The following is a 19,026-nucleotide window of genomic DNA, read 5'->3' as shown; positions in this document are numbered from 1 at the left end:
TGGACCTGCGTCGCGGTCGCAGGTTACCGACGGGGTAGCGCGTTGGCTGGCCAGACTCGGCCGAGCGTCCTAGCCTCAGGAGGGTGTCAACGACGACGCAGCACGCACCGACCTCTGACCTCTCCGACCTCCTACACCGCGCCGCGCACTTGGCCCGCTCGGGCCGCGGCAGCGGCGGGCCTCCGCACGACGCGGTCGAGGGTCTTCTCGCGGGCTACTACGCCCACGTGACCGACGAGGATCTCGCCGGCCGCACCGACGCTGACGTGCTCGGCACCTTCGCGAGCCACTACCGACTCGCCGGCGAACGGCCCCAGGGCACGGCCCGGGTGCGGGTGTTCACGCCCACGCTCGCCGAGCACGGGTGGACGGCCGGTGGCCACAGTGTGGTCGAGGTCGTCACCGACGACATGCCGTTCCTCGTCGACTCCCTCACGATGGAGTTGTCGGCGCACCTGCACGACGTGCACCTCGTGGTGCACCCACGCTTCGACGTGCGCCGCGACATCACCGGCGCGCTGGAGTCGGTGCAGACCGTCGACGAGTCCGTGGCCGAGCCCGACTCCTCGCTCGTGCGCGAGTCGTGGATGCACGTCGAGATCGACCGGCTGGCCCGCGACGTCGACCCCGACGCCGTCGTGGCCGACCTGCGGCGCGTGCTCGACGACGTCCGCGACGCCGTCGAGGACTGGCCGCGCACCAAGCAGCGCATGACCGACATCGCCACCGAGCTGCGCAGCCAGGCGCCGGCGGGGGTGCCCGCCGAGGAGGTGGAGCAGTCGGCGGCCCTGCTGGACTGGCTGGCCGACGAGCACTTCACCTTCCTCGGCTACCGGGAGTACCGACTCGAGGAGCACGCGGTCGAGGGCGAGCCGGCCGACGTGCGCGAGGACGTGCTCAAGGCGGTGCCCGGCAGCGGCCTGGGCATCCTGCGCTACGACTCCGACACCAGCGACTCCTTCGCCCGACTGCCCGATCCGGTGAAGGCGCGCGCCCGCGAGAAGCACCTGCTGGTGCTGGCGAAGGCCAACTCCCGCGCGACCGTGCACCGCCCCGCCTACCTCGACTACGTGGGGGTCAAGACCTTCGACGAGTCCGGCGAGGTCACCGGCGAGCGCCGGTTCCTCGGGTTGTTCTCGTCGATGGCCTACGCGGAGTCGCTGACCCGCATCCCGATGCTGCGCGAGAAGGCGGCCGAGGTGCTGCGGCGTCAGGGCTTCGACCCGCGTTCGTACGCCGGCCGCGCGCTGATGGACACCCTCGAGAGCTACCCCCGCGACGAGCTGTTCCACACCAGTGTCGAAGAGCTCGCCCCGATGGCGGAGTCGGCCATGCTGGCCGGCGAGCGTCGGGCGGTGCGCGCGATCACCCGTCCCGACACCTACGGCCGATACGTCAGCGTGCTCGTGTACCTGCCCCGCGACCGCTACAACACGGCGGTGCGCGAGCGGTTCAGCGAGATCCTGCTCGACCGGCTCGGTGGTGAGTCGGTCGAGTTCACGGTGCGCATCAACGAGTCCACCACCGCGCGCGTGCACTTCGTCGTCCACCTGCCGCGCGGCGAGCAGGATCCCACCGTCACCGGCGCCCTGCGCGTGCTCGACACCGCCGACCTCGAGCGCCGTCTGGCCGACGCCTCCCGCTCGTGGCGCGACGACTTCCTCGCCGCCGTGCTCGCCGAGTACGGCGAGCAGTCCGGCTCGCGGCTCGGCCGCCGCTGGGTCGACGCGTTCCCAGCCGCCTACCAGGAGGACTACCCGGCCCGCACCGGCGCGGTCGACCTCGGCCGACTCGAGGCCATCGAGGGCGACGAGGGTCTCGACCTCGCGCTCGTCGAGACCATGGACGCCGGTCGCGGCGAGGCCCGGCTGAAGGTCTACCGCGTGGGTGCGCCGCTGTCACTGTCGGCGGTGCTGCCGATGATCGCGAGCCTGGGTGTCGAGGTCGTCGACGAGCGCCCCTACGAGCTCGAGGGCCTCGACCGCGACTGCCACGTCTACGAGTTCGGCCTGCGCTACGGCCGCGCTCTGCCCGAGCGCGCTCGCGACCTGTGCGTCGACGCCCTGCGTGCCGTGTGGGAGGGCCGCACCGAGGTCGACGGCTTCAACCAGCTGGTGCTCGGCGCCGGGCTCACCTGGCGCCAGGCCACGCTGCTGCGCGCCTACGCCAAGTACATGCGACAGGGCGGCTCGCCGTTCGCCCTCGACACCATCGAGGAGGCGCTGCTCTCCAACGGCGAGATCACCGCCGACCTCGTGCGGTTGTTCGAGGCACGCTTCGACCCACGGCAGGAGAGCCGGGACGACGCGGTCGAGGCCGTACTCGTCGACCTGCTCCAGCGGCTCGAGCAGGTCGCCAGCCTCGACCACGACCGCATCCTGCGCAGCTACCTCACCCACATCCGGGCGACGCTGCGCACGAACTACTTCCAGACGGTCGACGAGACCGAGCACGACTACATCTCGCTCAAGCTCCAGCCCTCCGAGATCCCGGACCTGCCGCGACCGCGGCCGAAGTTCGAGATCTTCGTGTACTCCCCGCGGGTGGAGGGCGTGCACCTGCGCTTCGGCTCGGTCGCCCGGGGCGGACTGCGGTGGAGCGACCGCCGCGACGACTTCCGTACCGAGGTGCTCGGTCTGGTCAAGGCGCAGATGGTGAAGAACGCCGTCATCGTGCCGGTCGGCGCCAAGGGCGGGTTCTACGCCAAGCAGCTGCCCGACCCCTCGGGTGACCGCGACGCCTGGATGGCCGAGGGCATCGCCGCCTACGAGACGTTCATCTCGGGCCTGCTCGACATCACCGACAACCTCGTCGACGGCGAGGTGGTGCCCCCGGGCGACGTCGTGCGCCACGACTCCGACGACTCCTACCTGGTGGTGGCCGCCGACAAGGGCACCGCCACCTTCAGCGACATCGCCAACGAGCTGGCCGTGGCCCGTGGCTTCTGGTTGGGCGACGCCTTCGCCTCCGGCGGCTCGGTGGGCTACGACCACAAGGCGATGGGCATCACGGCTCGGGGCGCCTGGGTCTCGGTTCAGCGGCACTTCCGAGAGCGGGGCGTCGACTGCCAGGCCGAGGACTTCACCTGCGTCGGCATCGGCGACATGTCCGGCGACGTGTTCGGCAACGGCATGCTGTGCTCCGAGCACACACGTCTCGTGGCGGCGTTCGACCACCGCGACATCTTCATCGACCCCGACCCCGACGCGGCGTCGTCCTACGCCGAGCGCAACCGGGTCTTCGAGCTGGGCCGCTCCAGCTGGGCCGACTACGACACCTCCCTGATCTCCGAGGGCGGAGGCGTGTGGTCGCGCTCGTCGAAGTCGATCCCGGTCAGCGCGGCCGCGCGCCGCGCGCTCGGGCTCGCGGACGACGTCGAGCAGCTGCCGCCGTCCGAGCTCATGCGGGCGATCCTGATGGCACCGGTCGACCTGCTCTGGAACGGTGGCATCGGTACCTACGTCAAGGGCGCCGACGAGACGCACGCCGATGCCGGTGACAAGGCCAACGACGCGATCCGCATCGACGGAGAGCAGCTGCGGGTCTCCGCGGTCGGTGAGGGCGGCAACCTCGGTCTGACCCAGGCCGGGCGTATCGAGTACGCGCTCGGTGGCGGCCGGGTGTGCACCGACTTCATCGACAACTCAGCCGGTGTCGACACCTCCGACCACGAGGTCAACATCAAGATCCTGCTCGACCGCGTCGTCGCGGCCGGCGACCTCACCGTCAAGCAGCGCAACGCGGTGCTGGCCGAGATGACCGACGAGGTCGCGGCCCTGGTGCTGCGCGACAACTACGAGCAGAACCTGGCGCTGGCCAACGCGCTCAACCACGCGCCGTCGATGCTGCACGTGCACGAGGCGATGATGAGCCGCCTCGAGGGCGACGGCGTGCTCGACCGCGCCGTCGAGGGTCTGCCCAGCTCGGCCGAGGTGGAGCGCCGACGCGAGCGTGGGGAGGGCCTCACCGCGCCGGAGCTCTCGGTGCTGCTGGCCTGGACCAAGATCGTGTTGGCCGACCTGCTGCTCGGCACCGACCTGCCCGACGATCCCTATCTGGTCGAGGATCTGATGGCGTACTTCCCGACGCTCATGCGGGAGCGCTTCACCGAGCAGATCCAGGCGCACCCGCTGCGCCGGGAGATCATCGTGACCCAGGTCGTCAACGACATCGTCAACGGCGCGGGCATCACGTTCTGGGCCCGGCTGGCCGGAGAGACAGGAGCGTCGGCCGAGGAGCTCGTCAACGCCAACTTCCTGGCTCGTGAGATCTTCGGATCCCTCGAGCTGCGCGAGCGGCTCAAGGCGCTCGACAACACGATTCCCGCCGGCCTCCAGACCCGGATGCGGCTGGAGATGCGCACGCTGGTCGAGCGCGCCAGCCGGTGGCTCACCGCGCACGAGGGCCCGGTCATCGACAGCGAGGGTGCCGTGGCCCGGTACCGCGACCCCGTGCAAGCCCTCATGGCGGTGCTGCCCGAGGTGATGTCGGGTGCCGAGCTCGCCGACTTCGAGTCCCGGCGCGACCAGCTCGTGGAGCACGGCGTCGACGACGACCTCGCGCGCGACGTGGCCGTGCTGTCGCCGTCCTACGCGACGCTCGGGGTGGTCGACACGGCACTGCGGGCGGGGCTGGATGCGGCCGAGGTCGCCCGCGTGCACTTCGCGCTGGGGGAGCGGCTCGGGGTGCCGGCCCTGCTGGAGCGGATCTCGGCGCTGCCGCGGGCCGACCGCTGGCAGACGATGGCCCGCGCCGCGCTGCGAGACGACCTGCACGGCGTGCACGTGCAGCTGACCGGACAGGTGCTCGCCACGACCGAGGACGACGAGTCCGCCACCGTGCGCATCTCCGCCTGGGAGGACACCGACCCCGTCGTCGTCGGTCGGGCGGCCAGCACGCTCGCGGAGATCTGCGACGACGACCAGGCCGACCTGGCGCGGTTGTCGGTGGGGCTGCGCGTCGTCCGCTCCCTGCTGCGCACGTAGTCCCGCGAGGGGTCGAGGGTAGCGTCGCGGTCGTGGAGAGTGCGGTAGAGATCGCGGCCCGGACGACATCGGGCCAGTGGACGGCGGTGGAGGTCGTCGAGGCGGCGTTGGCCCGCATCGCCGAGCTCGACGGGCCGCTCAACGCGATGTCGGTCACGCTCGCGGACGCCGCCCGCGCCGAGGCTGCCCAGCGAGACGCCGCGACCGCTGCGGGCCGCACACCCGGCCCGTTGCACGGCGTGCCGATCGTCATCAAGGAGGAGGTCGACGTCGCCGGGTGCGTGACCACCTTCGGCGGCGAGGCCAACACCACGCCCGCCGCGGCGGACGCCGAGCTGGTGCACCGGCTGCGTGAGGCGGGTGCGGTGATCGTCGGCAAGACGACGATGCCGGAGTTCGGAGCCTTCCCCTTCACCGAATCGGTCTCGCGCGGCCTCACCCGCAACCCGTGGGACACCTCCCGCACCCCCGGCGGCTCCAGCGGCGGGACGGCGGTGGCGGTCGCGGCGGGCATGGTGCCGGTGGGCATCGGCGGCGACGGGGGCGGGTCGATCCGCATCCCGGCCGCGAGCTGCGGCCTCTTCGGCCTCAAACCGCAGCGTGGGCGGGTGACCACGGCGCCGCACCCGCACCTGTGGTGGGCGCTGGGCACGGCCGGACCTTTGAGCCGCACCGTGCTCGACAGCGCGCTGGTCTACGACGCTATCCGCGGCAACGCTCCCGGCGACCTCTACACGGGCGGCGAGGTCGGCAGCTTCGTCGACGCGGCGCGGCGCGAACCCGGTCGACTGCGCATCGGCTGGTCGACCAAGCCCGCCGGGCTCGGCGTCCGGCCCGACCCCGTGCACGTGGCCGCCGTCGAGCAGACGGCGCAGGTGCTGAGCGACCTCGGGCACGACGTGCACGAGGTCGACCCGCGCTATCCCGACATCACCGCGGCGTTCGTACCGCAGTTCTTCGCGGGCATCCGATCCGAGGCCGCGATGGTCGAGCACCCGAAGCGTCTGGAGCGACGGACCCGGGAGACCGTGCGCCTCGGAGCGTGGGTCACGCCGCGGGTCCGCGACGCCGCCCTGCGCGCCACCGAGAAGCTCAGCATCAAGGCGAACCGGGTCTTCGACTCCGTCGACGTTCTGCTCACCCCGACCACCGCCCATCGACCGGCGCGGGCCGGCGTGCTCGACGGCCGCGGCACCGTGGCGTCGTCCCTGCTCGCGATGCCCTCGATCGCCTACGCCGCCCTCTGGAACGTCGCCGGCAATCCGGCCGCGTCGGTGCCGGCAGGCATCGCCGACGACGGTCTGCCGACCGCGATCCAGTTCGTCGGCCGCACCGACGGTGAGGAGACGCTGCTCAGCCTGGCCGCCCAGGTGGAGGCGGCGCGGCCGTGGTCGTCTCCCGGCTGAGGCGTCACGAGGCCTTCTTCTTGGCCGCCGTCTTCTTGGCCGCCGTCTTCTTCGTGGCGGACTTCTTGGCCGCAGACTTCTTGGTAGGAGCCTTCTTGGCAGCGGACTTCTTGGCGGTCTTGGCGGCGGCCTTCGTGGAGGAACCCTTCTTCGCCGGCGTCTCCTCCGAGGTCGCCTCGCCTCGAGACTGCTTGGCCGCATCGACCGAGCGTTGGAGCGCGGCGAGCAGGTCGACGACCTCGCCGGAGGTCTTGGTCGAGGTGGGCGTGCGCTCGACCTCGCCGCCCTCGATCTTGGCCGTGACCAGCTTCTCGACGGCCTCGGCGTAGTCGTCGGAGAACTCCGAGGCGTCGAAGTCGCCGGCGAGGGTCTCGACGAGCATCGAGGCCATCTTCACCTCGGCGTCCTTGACCTCGCCGGCCTCGACGGAGAAGTCGGGGGTGCGGATCTCGTCGGGCCACATCATCGTCTGCATCACGATGACCTCCCCGGCATCGGTCTCGCGCACCCGCAGCACGGCCACGGTCGTGCGCTGGCGCAGCGCGACGGTCACGACGGCCACGCGGTCGGCGTCTAGGAGTGCCTGGCGCAGCAGCGCGTACGGCTTGGCGCCGGTGCCCTCCGGTTCGAGGTAGTAGCTCTTCTCGAACAGCATGGGGTCGATCTGCTCGCGCGGCACGAACCGCTCGACGGCGATCTCGCGGCTCGAGGTGACCGGCAGGTCGGCGAGGTCGTCGTCGGTGAGGATCACCATCTCGCCGTCCTCGGTCTCATACCCCTTGGCGATGTCGGAGTAGGCGACCTCCTCGCCGTCGAGGGAGCACAGACGTTGGTATCGGATGCGGCCGCCGTCGCTGGCGTGCACCTGTCGGAAGCTGACGTCGTGGCTCTCCGTGGCCGAGTACAGCTTCACGGGCACGTTCACCAGGCCGAAGGAGACGCTGCCCTTCCAGATCGCTCGCACCCGACCCAGTCTGCACAATGAGGCGGTGCCCCCGCCACGCCCCATGCTCGCCACGAAGGCCGACCACGTGCCGAGCGGGCCGGAGTGGACGCACGAGGTCAAGTGGGACGGCGTCCGCGCGCTCGCCGAGGTCTCACCCGGGGGCGTCGGTCTGTGGAGCCGCAACCTCAACCAGATCACCACCGCCTGGCCCGACCTGCTCGGCTTCGACCTGCCCAGCAGCGACCTGCTCGTGGACGGCGAGATCATCGTGCTGGGCGAGCGCGGCACTCCGGACTTCCGGGTGCTGGCCGAACGCATGCACGTGCGCAGCGCCCGGGCCGCCGAGACGCTCGCGCGGCGACTGCCCGCGACGTACATGGTCTTCGACCTGCTGCGCCTCGACGGCGAGGATCTGACCCGGCTGCCACTGGTCGAGCGGCGCGCCCGTCTGACCGACCTGGGGCTGATCGGCTGGGCCGTGCCCGAGGCGTACGACGACGGCGCGATGCTGCTCGAGGCCACCCGGCAGCAAGGGCTCGAGGGCGTGGTGAGCAAGCGGCTCTCCTCGCCGTACCGACCGGGCGACCGCAGCCCGCACTGGCGCAAGCGTGCGCACCGGTTCCGGCGCTCCTACGTGGTGGGCGGGTGGCGTCCGCAGGAGGGCACCCGCGACCGGCTCGCGGCCCTGCTCGTGGGCGAGCCGACGCCCGACGGGCTGGCCTACCGTGGTCGCGTGGGCAGCGGGATCTCCGGACGCACCAGCGCGATGCTGGCCGAGGCGGTGTCGAACCTGACCCGCTCGACCAGCCCGTTCGACGACATCGACGGGGGAGTGCCGCGGGTCGACGCCGTCGGGACGACGTGGGTCGACCCGGTGCTCGTCGTCGACGTCGACACTCACGGCCTGGGCTACACGCGGCTGCGGCAGCCCTCCTACCGGGGCCTGCGCGCCGACCTGACGCCCGACGACCTGCCGGATCAGTCGTGAGTCCCGCAGGACGCGAGGAGGTGCGGGTCGACGTCGAGGGTCGCACCCTGACCCTGAGCAACCTCGAGAAGGTGCTCTACCCGCGCACCGGCACCACCAAGGGCGAGGTGCTGCACTACTACGCCCAGATCGCGCCGGTGCTGCTCCCGCACCTGGCGCACCGTGCCGTCACGCGCATCCGCTGGCCGCACGGGGTCGCCGAGGCGAGCTTCTACGAGAAGAACGCGCCCGCGGGCACGCCGTCGTGGGTGCACACCGTGCGGGTGCCGACCACCGGCTCCCGGGGGGCGAGCCGGCACGGCGACCACCTGGTCTTCCCCATCGTCGACGATCTCGCCACCCTCACCTGGCTGGCGAACCTGGCGGCGCTGGAGCTGCACGTGCACCAGTGGCAGGTGGGCCGCAACGGGCAACCGCGCAACGCCGACCGCCTCGTGATCGACCTCGACCCCGGCGACGACGCCGGGCTCCAGCAGTGCTGCGAGGTGGCGTTGCTGGTGCGTGCGAAGCTCGCCGAGCGCGACCTCGACGTGCGGCCGGTCACCAGCGGCAGCAAGGGCCTGCACCTCTACGCCACGCTGCCGCGACGACTGCCCTCGCCAGCGTCGACGGCGCTGGCCAAGGAGGTCGCCGACGAACTCGCGGGCGAGCACCCGCGTCTGGTGACGGCGTCCATGACCAAGACGCGCCGGGTGGGGAGGGTGTTCTTGGACTGGTCGCAGAACGCCGCCTCGAAGACGACCGTCACGCCGTACTCGCTGCGTGGGCGCGAGAAGCCGTACGTCGCGACGCCGCGCACCTGGCAGGAGATCGAGGACGGCGCCGACGACGCCGTGGGCATCGACCAGCTGCGCCTCGAGGAGGTTCTCGAGCGAGTGGGCGACGAGGGCGACCTGTACCTCTGCGAGCCCTCGGGTGGGCCCTGCGCAACGGAAGAGTAAAGACCCGTCTTCTCTCCGTAACACCACGGGGCGGCCGAGACGCCTATATATTTCCCGCATGGCTCAGCGGGTGCTCGTCGTGGAAGACGAGGAGGACATCGCTTTCCCTTTGGTTCGAACCCTGGAGCGCGACGGCTACGACGTCGCCTGGGTCGACAGCGGTGAGCGCGCGCTGAAGGATCTGGACGACATGCCCGCCGACGTCGTCATCCTCGACCTCGGCCTGCCCGACATGGACGGCCTGGAGGTCTGCAAGCGGGCTCGCGACGCCGGCTACGCCGGTGCCATCATCATCGTCACGGCCCGCGCGGGCGAGCTCGACCGGGTGGTCGGCCTCGACTACGGAGCCGACGACTACCTCTCCAAGCCGTTCGGTCTGGCCGAGCTCCAGGCACGCGTGCGGGCGCTGCTGCGCCGTACCTCGGCCGGGTTCTCTCGCGACGGGACCGAGGTCGACCCCGACAGCCTGCGCATCGACGCCGCGGCTCGCCGCGTGTACTCCGGCGAGACCGAGGTGCCGCTCACGGGCAAGGAGTTCGAGGTGCTCAGCATCCTGGCCGCCCACCGCGACAAGGTCGTCTCCCGCGGACGCCTCATGGCCGAGGTGTGGGACGAGAACTGGTACGGCTCCACCAAGACCCTCGACGTCACCATCGGTCGGCTGCGTCAAAAGCTCGACAGCGTCGGCGTCACCGACAAGGTGGTCGCCGTGCGGGGCGTGGGGTTCCGCCTCGAGGCCGGCCAGACCGACTGAGCCTCTCCCGGTCACAGCCCCCGCTACGTCACCAGGGCTCGGACGGCGCGCCCGATCGCGGCGCCCATCTCGTCGTCGGAGAGCGCGACGGGTGAGACGTCGCCGTCGGCGAACAGCGCGCGGGAGGCCCCGAGGGCGAACACGACCCGCCACGCCGCCTGCGCCTGGGTCTCGGAGGCGCCGAGGCGATCGCGCAGCCAGCCGGTGACCGTGGTCGCCAGCCGATGGCTGTGCTCGCGTCGGCGCACCTCGATCTGGGGGCTGACGGCGGGGCCGGCCAGGAAGGCGCGCATCACCGCGCCTCTGCGGGCGAAGATCGCGACCGCGGCGCAACCGAGCTGCTCGAGCGCCCGGTCGTCGTCCGGCTCCTCGGAGGTGCGTGCGAACGCCTCGACGGTATCGGCCTCGAGGTCGCCGAGGGCGCGGTCGAGCATGGCCAGCAGCAGCCCGTTGCGGTCACCGAAGCGGTGGTAGAGCGCGCCGTTGGAGGTGCCGGCCGCGGCGGCGACCGCGGCGATGGTCACAGCCGGGAGACCGCCGGCCTCGAGCAGGTGCAACCCGGCGGCGACCATCGCGTCGGCCGAGGTCGTCGACCGGAGCTGCTGGGGCGTGCGCACCCGCCAGACTGTAGTGGAGCGTCTGCTCTGTTCAGAGCAGAGCGAATGCTCTACTTTGGGGCGCATGCCTTCGTTCACGGTCCGTGGCACTCGTTTCGGCGGGGCTCCCCGCTCGCACTGGCGTGAGGTCAACGCGCGGCTCGACCCCGAGGTCGACTTCGTCGAGATCTACCGCAACCTCTCTGCCCACGAGTTCCCGTGGGACATCCAGCAGGCCCTCGGGTTCGCGCTGTTCCGCACCTACGCCGTGCCCGGCATCGGCGACCTGCTCGACCGCACGGGGCAGTTCACGGGCGCGGTGCAAAAGCGCTACGACGACACCGCGCTGCTGCTCGAGCCGCCGACGCTGCACGGCTTCGACCACCCGGAGGCCCGGACGGCGATCCGGCGAATCAACCGGATGCACCGCGCCTACGACATCCCCGACCACGAGTTCCGCTACGTGCTCTCGACCTTCGTCGTGGTGCCCAAGCGCTGGCTCGACGAGTTCGGCAAGCGGCCGCTCGACGACGTCGAGGTGCGCGCGAGCGTGAACTACTACCGCGCGCTCGGCCGGCACATGGGCATCCCCGACATCCCGGAGACCTTCGAGGAGTTCGCGGAGCTCATGGACTCCTATGAGGCCGAGCACTTCGCCTTCGACGAGGGCGGACGCCGCGTGGCCGACGAGACGCTGCGCCTGCTGGCCCGTTCCTACCCGGCGTTCCTGGCCCGGCCGATGCACGCGTTCTCGCGGTCGTTGATGGACCCGGCGCTGCGCGCGGCGTTCGGCTACGAGGCGCCACCGGCCCGGTTCGAGGGTGCGGTGCGTCGTCTGGTGCGCGCCCGCGGCCGGTTGATGCGCATCTTCCCGGCCCGGATGACCCTCACCCGCGTCAACGACCTCCCGATCGTGCGCTCCTACCCCGACGGCTTCGAGATCGAGCAACTCGGCACCTTCCCCGTGCCCGGGGTCGCCGGCTGCCCGGTCCGCTGAGGTGGCCGGCGAGGGGTCGCAAATCGTCGTTCGAGGGGTCGCATTGTGTTCACGGCCAGCGCGATTCGCGACCCCTCGGGGCACGATTTGCGACCCCTCGGGGCACGATTTGCGACCCCTCGCGGGTCAACCCGCAGCGAGCAGTTCGCGCACCCGGGGGATGACCTCGGTGCCGTAGAGCCGGATCGACTCGCACCGCTGCTCGTGGGGCAGCGCGCCGACGGCGTACTTGAGCTGGAAGCGGGAGAGCCCGAGCAGCCGCACGTTGTGCGCGATCTTCTGCGCAACGGTCTCGGGGGAGCCGACGAAGATCGAGCCCTGCGGGCTGGCGCCCTGCTCGAAGGTGATCCGGCTGTACGGGCCCCACCCGCGCTCGCGTCCGATGCGCCCGAAGGCCTCGGCCTGGTGCGGGAACATCTGCTCGCGAGCCAGCTCGTCGGTGGCCGCGATGTGGCCGGGGCAATGCATGCCGAGGGGCAGGTCGGGGTGGCCGTCCTCGGCCAGGGCGCGGCGATAGAGGTCGGCGTACGGCACGAAGGACGCCGGGGAGCCGCCGATGACCGCCAGCACGAGCGGAAAGCCGTACGCCGCGGCCCGCACCACCGATTCCGGGCTGCCACCGACCGCGATCCAGGCGGGGAGGCCGGCCTCGGTGGTGGGATGCACGGGCTGGTGGGCGAGCGGGGTGCGCACCGTGCCGCGCCAGGTCACCGGCTCCTCGCGGCGCACGTGGGCGAAGAGGTCGAGCTTCTCGGCGAACAGCCGCTCGTAGTCGCCGAGGTCGAGTCCGAAGAGGGGGAACGACTCGGTGAACGAGCCCCGCCCCAGCTGCACCTCGGCGCGTCCGTTGCTGAGGGCGGCCAACGTGGAGAAGCGCTGGAACACCCGGATCGGGTCGTCGCTGCTGAGCACCGTCACCCCGGTGCCCAGTCTGATCCGACCGGTCCGCCCGGCGATCGCCGCCAGGACGACGTCGGGTGCCGCGATCGCATAGTCGTCGCGGTGGTGCTCGCCCAGGCCGAGGTAGTCGACGCCCACCCGATCGGCGAGCACGCCCTCGGCCACCACCTGCCGGATCGCCTCCGCGGGGTGCTGGGGTGCGCCGTCCGGAGTCCGGCCGACGTCGCCGAAGGTGTCGAGCCCGAACGTGGGGTGCTCCGGTGTGCCGAGCACGCTCGTGTCGATCTCGGGCGGCTCGGGCAGGTGCGGTCGGTCCACCCGGCGAATCTAGCGGTCGACGGCGATGTCGGGGATTCAGGAGATCTGGAAGGTGAAGGCCATGTCGTCCGGGTGGAGTGAGGCGTTCTGGCCGCTGCCGAAGTCGCGCCAGAACGTGTAGACCACGAAGTCGCCGCTGCGGCACAGCTCCTGGTGCTCGGCGCGGACCTCGATGAAGGACTGGCTGGTGCCAAAGGTGCGGTCGCCCTCCCAGACGAGGTCGACCGTCATGACCGAAGCCGCGGGCGTCAGGCCCGGCACGTGCAGGCACACGATGCCCTCGGAGGGGTAGCTGGTCGAGGTGATGCCGCCCGACTGGGTGTGCACGGCCTCATCGGCGGTGTAGTGCGCGCCGTAGGCCCGCACCAGCCCCGCCGGCCCCCGTGGGCCGCGCAACTTCTTGCGGGTGGTGGCGGCCATGTCCTTGACGCCGAGCGAGCCGTCCTTGATGTCGACACCGGTGACGCTGCCGTCCTTGATCTGCTTGCCGGTGATCAGGGAGCCGGCCACCGCCCCACCGCCTCCGGCGAGCACGGCGACGAGCGTCACGGTGGTCAGGCTGACCAGGGTCGAGGTGATGCGCATGCGTGGACTCCTCGCGAGGAACGGGTTTCAGGAGCCGGCCGAGACGGCGAGCTCGAGCAGCTTCTGTGCGGCGGCGACCACGTCGTCCTCGCTGTGGCCGGAGCCCTGAACGAGGGTCACGGTGAAGGCGGTTCCGCCGACGAGCGCGGCGCCGCTGGCCTGGAGGTTGTCACCCCCGGCGAACGGGCCGACGAGCACGTAGGCGTCGTCGCCGATGCCGTCGAGGTCGTGCTCGTGCGGCTGGTCGAGGGTCGCCTGGCCGCCGGACTTCAGGCCCTCGAAGCCGCCGTTGCCGATGTCGACGGGCAGCACACCGAGTGAGCCGCTGAAGGCTCGCACGTCGCTGGGGGCGGCGAAGTCGCAGGTGCCCGAGGTACCCGGGGTCAGTTGCTCGGCCACGCCCAGCGCGTCGCTGACCTGGGCGTCGCTGAGTTCGGCGCAGAGGTCGGGCAGCGTGGCGTCGACGGCCTCGGTGGGGCTCGCCGTCACGGGTGCGGCGGCCGAGTCCGCCGGGTCGGCGAGGTCGGGCGCGCTGTCGTCGTCCGACCCGCAGCCGGCGAGCAGGGTCGCGGCCAGCGCCAAGGCGGTCAGGGCTCCGATGGGGCGCATGGGGTGATCGTCGCGGCCCCGGCATGCCCAGGGCAGTAGGGGAGAGGAGTAATCGCGGTGCGAGTGCCCGAAACGGACTTAGGCTCCCGTCGTGGACCGGCTGGGACTGCTGGAGCGCGTGATGGGCGACCTCGTCGAGGGCCGCCCTCGCCTCGCCCGCGCGCACGCACTGGCGGCAGTGGTGGCCGACCCCTCGCCCGCGCTCTCCCTGGCCGCCGTGGCCGACTTCTGGCTCGGCGACTTCGCCGGCGGCGCGCGCCACGCCGGGCAGGCCCTCGAGCTGGCGGACGACGACCCGGCGCGTGCGCTGGCTCTCGCGGCCGCCGCGCTGGTGGCGACCGGCGACCCGGCGGACCGCTGCGAGGAGCGCGTGCTGCTCGCCGTCGACGCCGGGCTCGCCGGTGAGCGCGGGGGCCGGTGGGGTACAGCGGTCTGCTACCTCGCCACCGAGGCGGCGCTGGTCAGCGCCCGACTCGACGTGGCCAACCGGATGCTCGCGGTGTGGCCAGGCCCTGAGCGCGAGTGGGCCGGGCATCCGCTGGCCCTGCAGGCGGCGGCGTGTTGGGCCCGGCTGGCGATCTTCACCGGTCGGGTCGACGAGGCGCTCGCGTTGACGAGTGAGCTGCGCCGGCCGGGGGAGTCGTCGCGGCTCGCGGTGCTCTCCCACTCCGTCGACTGCCTGGTGCTCGGCCACGCCGGACACCCGGAGGCGATGGCGGCGCGGCAGCGGGTCGAGGAGGCCGTGCCGGTCGAGCCCACGGACTGGGTGGAGCGCGGTGTCCTCATGCTGCTCGCGTTCGGTGCGACCGCCATGGGCGACACCCGTGCCGCGGCCGAGCTGATCCTGCGCGCGGGCGGCGACGCCGGCCTGCGGCGGTGCACCCTGATCGACCGGGCGCTCGGCCTGGAGGTGCTGCTCTCGGCGGCCCTCGACGAGGGGGACGCCGTGGCGGCCGCCGCGTGGGTGGTGCAACTGGAGGAGATCGAGACGCACCCGATCAGTGCGCCGAGCGTCGACCGAGCCCTGGCGCGGGCGCTGCTGGCCCAGGGCGACCTGGAGGCGGCCCGTGCGCGCGCCCTACGCAGCGTGGCGGCCTGCCGTGAGCACGAGCGGCTCGTCGAGGCGGCGGACGGCGAGATCGTGCTGGCCCAGGTGAGCATCGCGGCCCACGACGTCGCCTCCGCGGTGCGGGGACTGCGCGCCACCGTCACGGCGGCCGATCTCAGCGGCCACACCTCGGTGCGACGGCGTGCCGCGTCGACGCTGGGATCGGTGCGGCGTCGGCTGCCGCCGGTGGTGGGCGCGGGGTGGGCGGCGCTCTCGGAGCGTGAGGCCGAGGTCGCGCGGCTGATCCTCGGCGGGGCAGATCAGGCGGAGATCGCCCAGACGCTGTTCCTCTCCCCGCACACCGTGCGGGTGCACACCTCGCGGGTGCTGTGCGCGTTCGGGGTCTCGACCCGGGTCGGCCTGCTGGCCGCCGCCGGCTACACGCCCCTCGCCTCGGACGACGTGAAGCCGCTGCCGGCGCTGAGCCCTCGGCAGGGCGAGGTGGTGACGTTGCTGGCGCAGGGCCGCTCGAACGCCCAGATCGCCTCCGAGCTCGGGGTCAGCGTGAAGGCCGTGGAGAAGCACGTCGGCGACGTGCGCGCACGCTGGGGTGCGTCGTCCCGGTTCGAGGTCGCCCGGCGGTGGTGGGGCGAGCAGCAGCGGGGCTGATGCGAACCACGACGGCCTGAGGCTGTTGAGCACCTCTGCTCACTCGTGGTGCTGATGGGGCGACCGGATGCGAGCCGAGGGTTATCCACAGGTTAAGGACGGGCCGGGTGCGGGTAGTGCTGGCGGTGCGTAGGTTCAACCGCACGCCTCGCGGGGCCAGCCGCAGCCACTTCGACCAGCACTTCTCGGGACTGATCGCCACATGTCGATGACGCCGACCGCCACGCACGCCGGCACCGGTGACGAGCTGGCGCACGCGCTGCGCGAGCGGGTGCGCCGCGAGGGTGTCGACCCCCAGCGCGACGTCGAGCGGGTGCGCCGCTTCGCCCGGGATCTCGTCACCGCGCACGACGAGCGCGCGCTGACCGGCGTCGTCACGCCGCTGGCCGACCCCGAGGCCACGATCGCCGACCTGATGGCGCGGGTGAGCGGCTTCGGTCCGCTCCAGCCGTTCTTGGAGGATCCGGAGGTCGAGGAGGTCTGGATCAACGACCCGTCGCGCGTGTTCGTGGCGCGCAACGGCAAGCACGAGCTCACGACTTTGGTGCTCGACCAGGCGCAAGTGACCGAGCTGGTCGAGCGCATGCTGAAGTCGTCGGGTCGACGCATCGACCTCAGCCGTCCCTTCGTCGACGCGATGCTGCCGCAGGGCCACCGGCTGCACGTGGTGCTCGAGGGCATCAGCCGTGGCTTCTCGGCCGTCAACATCCGCAAGTTCACCCTGCGCACTGCACGGCTCGACGACCTGGTCGAGCTGGGGAGCCTGCACCAGCGTGCCGCCGACTTCCTCGGCGCCTCGGTACGCGCCGGGCTCAACATCCTCGTCACGGGCGGAACCCAAGCGGGCAAGACCACGATGTTGAACTGCCTCGCGGCCGCCATCCCCGGTGGCGAGCGTGTCATCAGTGCCGAGGAGGTCTACGAACTGCGCTTCCCACACCCCGATCACGTGGCCCTCCAGACCCGGCAGGCCGGGCTCGAGGGCACGGGCGAGGTCCGGCTGCGCGACCTGGTCAAGGAATCGCTGCGCATGCGGCCCAGCCGGCTGATCGTGGGGGAGGTGCGCTCCGAGGAGTGTCTCGACTTGGTCCTGGCGCTCAACGCCGGACTGCCCGGCATGTGCACCCTGCACGCCAACTCCGCCCGCGAGGCCCTGATGAAGATGGTGACCCTGCCGCTGTTGGCGGGTGAGAACATCTCCGATCGGTTCGTGGTGCCGACGGTGGCGACGTCCGTCGACCTGGTGGTGCACCTCGGGCTGGACGCCCGCGGCCATCGCACGGTGCACGAGATCGTCGCGGTGCCGGGTCGCGTCGAGCACGGCGTCATCGAGACCGAGCCGATCTTCGCGCGACAGGGCGGCGAACTGCGCCGGCTGCACGGTTTCCCGCCCCGCCCCGAGCGATTCGAGCGTCTCGGGCTCGATCTGCGCTCCTTGCTGGGGGAGAGCGCCTGATGGGCGCGCTCCTCGGGCTCGGCGTGGGCGTCGGGCTGCTGCTCATCTGGTCGGCGTTCGCGGTTCCGCGCCGCGTCTCGCCCGTCGAGGCCCGACCCGGACGCGTCGCCGACCTCATGGCTCGCGCCGGCCTGGCACACGTCCCCGTGCGCGCCGTCGGCGTGCTGTGCTTCGGCATGGGGCTGGGCGCGTTCCTGGTGATGCTCGTGGTCTCCGGCACACCGCCCGTCGCCGTCGTCTTCGGCGCGCTGGCCTCGTTCCTCCCGCTGGGGGTCCTCGCCGGGCGGGCACGGCGCCGGCAGCGTGAGTTCGCCGAGGTCTGGCCCGAAGCCGTCGACAACCTCGCCTCCGGCGTCCGCGCCGGGCTCTCCCTACCCGACGCCCTGACGGCCCTGGGCCATCGTGGGCCCGAACCGCTGCGGGAGGCGTTCGTGGCGTTCGGCATCGACTACCAGGTCAGCGGTCGGTTCGGTGACTGTCTCGACCGACTCAAAGACCGCCTCGCAGACCCCGTGGGTGACCGGGTGTGCGAGAGCCTGCGCGTGGCGCGCGAGGTCGGCGGCGGCGACCTCGGGCGACTGCTGCGCAACCTCTCCGGCTACCTGCGCGACGACGCCCGCACCCGCTCCGAACTCGAGTCCCGCCAGGCGTGGACCGTGAACGGCGCTCGCCTGGCCGTCGCCGCGCCCTGGCTGGTGCTGATGGCGATGAGCTTCCAGGGCGATGCCGTGCAGCGGTACGGCTCGGCGACGGGCGTGATGATCCTGCTCGTGGGCGCCGGCGTGTGCGTGGTGGCCTACCTGCTCATGGTGCGCCTGGGGCGCCTCCCGACCGAGAGGCGGATCCTGGCATGAACCTCGCTGCCTGGGGTGCCCTGCTCGGCGCGACGTCGGGTGCCGCGGTGTTGTCGATCCTGGCCCGCGTGCGCGCCATCGGAAGGCCGACCCTGGCCACTCGGGTACTGCCCTACGTGCGCGACCTGCCGCCGGTCGGTCGCGACCCTCGGCTGCGGCTGCCCACCGGTGCCGCCCCGGCGGCTCGAGGTGTCTTCGGCCCCGCGCTGGTGCGACTGGCCGACGTCGTCGAGCGGGTCATGGGTGGAGCCGACTCGGTACGACGGCGCCTGCGCCGCGCCGGCCTCGACCTCACCGTGCCCGACTTCCGGGTCGAGCAGGTGCTGTGGGGTCTCGTCGGGTTCGCCGTCATGGCGGCATGGGGGCTGCTGCGCACGCTCGGTCACCCGGGGGCGGCCCTGAGCTCCGCCTTCTTCTGCGCGGTCGGCCTCGTCATCGGCGTGCTGGCCCGCGACACCTACCTCACCTCGCAGGTGCGGGCGCGCGAGCGACGCATCCTCCAGGAGTTCCCCACGGTCGCAGAGCTCCTTGCGCTGTCCGTCGCCGCCGGCGAGAGCCCGGTCGGCGCTCTGGACCGCGTCGTCAGCCGAAGCGGCGGTGAGCTCTCCCGCGAGCTCGCCATCGTGCTCGCCGAGGTGCGCACGGGCGAACCAGTGGCCAGCGCCTTCGACCGGCTGGCCGCCGCCACCGGTCTGCCCGTCGTCGCGCGCTTCGCCCAAGGCGTCGCCGTCGCGGTCGAGCGCGGCACCCCGCTGGCCGACGTGCTGCACGCCCAGGCGGCCGACGTCCGCGAGGCCGGACGCCGCGAGCTCATCGAGACCGGCGCCCGGCGCGAGGTCGCGATGATGGTCCCGGTGGTCTTCCTCGTGCTCCCCGTGACCGTCGTGGTCGCCTTCTGGCCCGGCTACGTGGGTCTGAGTCTCTCCGCGGTGTCGTGACACCGCGGCTCGTCAGTACCTCTCGGAAAAGGAAGA

15 protein-coding genes are annotated in these 19,026 nt (G+C 72.0%); 10 read left to right on the top strand and 5 right to left on the bottom strand.

The window, feature by feature from the left end; translation table 11 throughout:
* Positions 1 to 83: 83 nt before the first annotated feature.
* Both ISG29_RS11700 and ISG29_RS11695 read left to right on the top strand, forming a co-directional pair.
* Positions 84 to 4,985, top strand: coding sequence for an NAD-glutamate dehydrogenase (locus tag ISG29_RS11700; protein WP_194503620.1), 4,902 nt, complete (start codon positions 84 to 86; stop codon positions 4,983 to 4,985).
* A gap of 32 nt (positions 4,986 to 5,017) precedes the next feature.
* Positions 5,018 to 6,391 carry an amidase gene (locus tag ISG29_RS11695; RefSeq protein ID WP_194503619.1) on the top strand — a complete coding sequence of 458 codons (1,374 nt, stop codon included), beginning with the start codon at positions 5,018 to 5,020 and terminating at the stop codon, positions 6,389 to 6,391.
* Between the two features lie 4 nt (positions 6,392 to 6,395).
* Here the strand turns inward: ISG29_RS11695 and ku are convergent, their stop codons facing one another.
* Positions 6,396 to 7,355, bottom strand: a complete 960-nt coding sequence (gene ku / locus ISG29_RS11690; RefSeq protein ID WP_194503618.1) for a non-homologous end joining protein Ku — start codon at positions 7,353 to 7,355, stop codon at positions 6,396 to 6,398.
* 25 nt (positions 7,356 to 7,380) lie between these two features.
* Between ku and ligD (ISG29_RS11685) the strand changes: the two genes are divergently transcribed.
* The 3 genes from ligD (ISG29_RS11685) to ISG29_RS11675 are packed head-to-tail and all read left to right on the top strand — an operon-like array spanning position 7,381 to position 10,020.
* Positions 7,381 to 8,325 carry a non-homologous end-joining DNA ligase gene (gene ligD / locus ISG29_RS11685; RefSeq protein ID WP_328828882.1) on the top strand — a complete coding sequence of 315 codons (945 nt, stop codon included), beginning with the start codon at positions 7,381 to 7,383 and terminating at the stop codon, positions 8,323 to 8,325.
* The gene (ligD, locus tag ISG29_RS11680; RefSeq protein ID WP_194503617.1) at positions 8,322 to 9,266 is read left to right on the top strand and encodes a non-homologous end-joining DNA ligase; all 945 of its coding nucleotides are present in this window, start codon (positions 8,322 to 8,324) and stop codon (positions 9,264 to 9,266) included. Before ligD (ISG29_RS11685) ends, ligD (ISG29_RS11680) begins: the two co-directional genes overlap by 4 nt.
* Positions 9,267 to 9,324: 58 nt before the next feature.
* Complete coding sequence (locus ISG29_RS11675) at positions 9,325 to 10,020, top strand: response regulator transcription factor (RefSeq protein ID WP_194503616.1); 696 nt, start codon at positions 9,325 to 9,327, stop codon at positions 10,018 to 10,020.
* A gap of 23 nt (positions 10,021 to 10,043) precedes the next feature.
* On the opposite strand, the gene ISG29_RS11670 is transcribed toward ISG29_RS11675, so the two are convergent.
* Positions 10,044 to 10,637 carry a TetR/AcrR family transcriptional regulator gene (locus ISG29_RS11670; protein ID WP_207793054.1) on the bottom strand — a complete coding sequence of 198 codons (594 nt, stop codon included), beginning with the start codon at positions 10,635 to 10,637 and terminating at the stop codon, positions 10,044 to 10,046.
* Between the two features lie 64 nt (positions 10,638 to 10,701).
* Here ISG29_RS11670 and ISG29_RS11665 point away from each other — a divergent pair, with 64 nt between their 5' ends.
* Positions 10,702 to 11,613 (top strand): oxygenase MpaB family protein, encoded by a 912-nt coding sequence (locus ISG29_RS11665; RefSeq protein WP_194503615.1) that lies wholly within the window; start codon positions 10,702 to 10,704, stop codon positions 11,611 to 11,613.
* A 126-nt stretch (positions 11,614 to 11,739) separates the two neighbouring features.
* Here ISG29_RS11665 and ISG29_RS11660 read toward each other — a convergent pair whose 3' ends face one another.
* The 3 genes from ISG29_RS11660 to ISG29_RS11650 are packed head-to-tail and all read right to left on the bottom strand — an operon-like array spanning position 11,740 to position 14,025.
* On the bottom strand, positions 11,740 to 12,831 hold the full coding sequence (locus ISG29_RS11660) for an LLM class flavin-dependent oxidoreductase (protein ID WP_328828878.1): 1,092 nt from the start codon (positions 12,829 to 12,831) through the stop codon (positions 11,740 to 11,742).
* A gap of 36 nt (positions 12,832 to 12,867) precedes the next feature.
* Entirely contained in the window at positions 12,868 to 13,416 is a 549-nt protein-coding gene (locus ISG29_RS11655; RefSeq protein WP_194503614.1) for a hypothetical protein, read from the bottom strand.
* Positions 13,417 to 13,443: 27 nt separating this feature from the next.
* The gene (locus ISG29_RS11650) at positions 13,444 to 14,025 is read right to left on the bottom strand and encodes a hypothetical protein (RefSeq protein ID WP_194503613.1); all 582 of its coding nucleotides are present in this window, start codon (positions 14,023 to 14,025) and stop codon (positions 13,444 to 13,446) included.
* Positions 14,026 to 14,116: 91 nt separating this feature from the next.
* On the opposite strand from ISG29_RS11650, the gene ISG29_RS11645 reads away from it, so the two are divergent.
* The 4 genes from ISG29_RS11645 (at position 14,117) to ISG29_RS11630 (ending at position 18,990) form a co-directional block, all read left to right on the top strand.
* Positions 14,117 to 15,742, top strand: a complete 1,626-nt coding sequence (locus ISG29_RS11645) for a LuxR C-terminal-related transcriptional regulator (protein WP_194503612.1) — start codon at positions 14,117 to 14,119, stop codon at positions 15,740 to 15,742.
* Positions 15,743 to 15,944: 202 nt separating this feature from the next.
* Positions 15,945 to 17,198, top strand: coding sequence for a CpaF family protein (locus ISG29_RS11640; RefSeq protein ID WP_207793053.1), 1,254 nt, complete (start codon positions 15,945 to 15,947; stop codon positions 17,196 to 17,198).
* Positions 17,198 to 18,052, top strand: coding sequence for a type II secretion system F family protein (locus tag ISG29_RS11635; RefSeq protein ID WP_194503611.1), 855 nt, complete (start codon positions 17,198 to 17,200; stop codon positions 18,050 to 18,052). The genes ISG29_RS11640 and ISG29_RS11635 overlap by 1 nt, the downstream gene beginning before the upstream one ends.
* On the top strand, positions 18,049 to 18,990 hold the full coding sequence (locus ISG29_RS11630; RefSeq protein ID WP_194503610.1) for a type II secretion system F family protein: 942 nt from the start codon (positions 18,049 to 18,051) through the stop codon (positions 18,988 to 18,990). The genes ISG29_RS11635 and ISG29_RS11630 overlap by 4 nt, the downstream gene beginning before the upstream one ends.
* The last annotated feature ends 36 nt before the right edge of the window (positions 18,991 to 19,026 follow it).

It is taken from the genome of Nocardioides acrostichi (assembly GCF_015319165.1).
Taxonomy (GTDB): Bacteria; Actinomycetota; Actinomycetes; order Propionibacteriales; family Nocardioidaceae; genus Nocardioides; species Nocardioides acrostichi.
This window is presented reverse-complemented; position numbering and strand designations above follow the sequence as displayed.

Coding starts and splice junctions, on each gene's coding strand:
- ISG29_RS11655 (WP_194503614.1), bottom strand. CDS start 13,416: ATGCGCATCACCTCGACCCTGGTCAGCCTGACCACCGTGACGCTCGTC.
- ISG29_RS11650 (WP_194503613.1), bottom strand. CDS start 14,025: ATGCGCCCCATCGGAGCCCTGACCGCCTTGGCGCTGGCCGCGACCCTG.
- ISG29_RS11665 (WP_194503615.1), top strand. CDS start 10,702: ATGCCTTCGTTCACGGTCCGTGGCACTCGTTTCGGCGGGGCTCCCCGC.
- ISG29_RS11630 (WP_194503610.1), top strand. CDS start 18,049: ATGAACCTCGCTGCCTGGGGTGCCCTGCTCGGCGCGACGTCGGGTGCC.
- ISG29_RS11640 (WP_207793053.1), top strand. CDS start 15,945: ATGTCGATGACGCCGACCGCCACGCACGCCGGCACCGGTGACGAGCTG.
- ISG29_RS11675 (WP_194503616.1), top strand. CDS start 9,325: ATGGCTCAGCGGGTGCTCGTCGTGGAAGACGAGGAGGACATCGCTTTC.
- ISG29_RS11635 (WP_194503611.1), top strand. CDS start 17,198: ATGGGCGCGCTCCTCGGGCTCGGCGTGGGCGTCGGGCTGCTGCTCATC.